A 2,310-nucleotide genomic window follows, 5' to 3' on the forward strand; every position below is an offset into this window, starting at 1 on the left:
CTAATGTGACTTCATCCTCATATTGGAAGTTTTTATATTTTTTTGATTGTTCATCGATTAAAGATAACATGAAAAATCTTGATTCTTCATAGTTATTTTCTTCTTTTCCTTCTAGGTTTTTATTACCTAAATTTGAATCTGAATCGACACCTTTAAGTTCGATTGGTTGTTGATTTTTAAGAGTTTTACTATATTTTCTTAATCCACTTAACATAAAAATAAGCGAGAGTAAAATTAATACTCCTATCGATAATATAAAGACAATTTGTTGAGGAAATAATACAATTGAACGATCAACAATATCTCGTCCATAAATAGTCAGTATCAAAAACGTTCCGATAAATATCGTAACAAGTAACGTTAAGATTAACAAGATGACATATTTTTTCCTCATAAAAACCCCTATGATTCAGATTGATCTTCTGATTTAGATTCCATTTCTTCTTTGACGCGTTTTCTAATTTTAACTTTTGTTTCTTTCCACTGCATTTTAAAGAATTTCTTATAGGCTTCCATCTCTCGTTCTAATTCTTTAAAACGCTCTTTAGATGTAAAATCTTCTTTTATATTTGGGTTAGTTTGTTGAACTAATGCATGATACTTTGCAGACATTGCTAGTTTTTCTGTTATTGTAGAGTCAAGTTCACTTTCTAAAGCTTGGATTTTATCCTGATAAACTTTTTCTTTTCTACTGAATTCTAATGTTAAAAATTGTAGTTCTTCTTGATATTGACGAATCTTTTCATTAAATTCATTAATGATATTATTTTTTTCATTTATAAATGATTCTTTTAATTGATAAATTTCATCTTGATGATTTATTTTCAATTCATTTATGCTGTTTTCATAGGTTTCTTTAATTTCATCAATTTTTGTTTCATATTGATATGACAAATCTTTTATTTCATGTTCATGATTTGTCATGATTTCATAATATGTGTCTAGATAAGTTTGCTTAAGTGTTTCTAATTCTAAGTCTTTTTCTGTAATTGTTTTAGTAAGTGTTTGAATTTTATCATCAAATGATGTTAAGTCTTTTGTCAAATCTTCAATTTGAATTTTTAATTGTTGATTAATATCCTTTTCTTCAAGATATAATTCTTGTTGTTTCTCAAGTTGTTTAATATATTTTTCTAATCGTAAAATATAGTTTTCTGGAGTCTCATTTTGTTCAAGCATGAGTTTTTTAATTTTCTTTAACTCAAGTGCTTCTTTTTCAATAAGTTTCTTTTGTTCTTCTTTTTGTTCTTCTTCTAATCTTTTATTTAATTGTTTCTTTAGATCTTGACCATAAATATAGGTTACACTTGATGTAAGCTCAATAACATCAGCTAGTTCATCACTTAAATCAGTTGGTAATGGATTATATGTTTTTTTCTTTTCTTCAAAGGTAAAACCTAGTTTCTTATATGCAATAACAAACTCATATAATGCTACTGCACCCCTAAAGTTTTGGTTCATACGAAGAACGTTTGTTTTCACGATTGGAGGTTTAATCATTGGTGATTTAGAAACTTCTTTCATTAATGGTGTTCCTAAGAAAGAAATGACTAATGAATAAATATTTTCGATTCTTCGAATCATATGAGATTGTTGATATAAATCAATTAAATATGGATCATTTTTATGTGTTAAATGATACGTTAAGGCATATTTTAAATGACGATCATTTGTCTTAACATCTTTATGAATTGTTAAATTCGCTTCATATGTTGTTGTCTTATCTTTTATTTGGTCTAAACGCATTTGAATAAAGTCTTTTAAATAACTTAATAACATGTATAAAAATCGATTTTCATAAACTGCAAAATCAGTTAATTTTTCAACAACATATAGTTGTTCGGGAATTAATGTATCTGTTTTTTCTTTAGGTTTTTTAGTAATTAAATTGCTGTGTCTTGCTAAGTGTTCAACACTTTCTTTAGACGTTTTTTTAACCTTTTCAATTTGAACAATATTACCTTCAGTTCTGATAAATTGTCTATCTTCTCTAATTGCTTTTTCAATAAAAACTAATCCTTCTTCAATGTTAGAAACCCAATCTTCTTCTACATGACAAATATATTGAAGCGATGTTAAAACATCATCCGCTTCATTTGCGTGAGCAATATGCTTACGCTCCCTTTGACTTAATGGATGATTTGAAGTAATTTTTCTAAAATTATGAAAGGCTCTAAAATAAAGATCTATTAGTCTCATGAATTATTCCTTTTAAGCATTAATTTCTATCTTTTGAATATATTCTCGACATTGTAACATTTCATGCTCACCAAAGAGTTCATCTAAATAACTGATTAACCCTGGTATTGC

Annotated in this window: 2 protein-coding genes; both read right to left on the reverse strand. The window is 26.7% G+C overall.

Annotated elements, in window-relative coordinates; translation table 11 throughout:
- Window positions 1-394 (reverse strand): hypothetical protein (locus T434_RS07320; protein ID WP_035358608.1); only part of this gene is annotated, 394 nt, incomplete at its 3' end.
- An 8-nt stretch (window positions 395-402) separates the two neighbouring features.
- Window positions 403-2,199 (reverse strand): hypothetical protein, encoded by a 1,797-nt coding sequence (locus T434_RS0106150; protein WP_026400318.1) that lies wholly within the window; start codon window positions 2,197-2,199, stop codon window positions 403-405.
- Between the last annotated feature and the right edge of the window lie 111 nt (window positions 2,200-2,310).

The organism is Acholeplasma equifetale ATCC 29724 (assembly GCF_000687735.1).
Taxonomy (GTDB): Bacteria; Bacillota_I; Bacilli_A; order Acholeplasmatales; family Acholeplasmataceae; genus Acholeplasma; species Acholeplasma equifetale.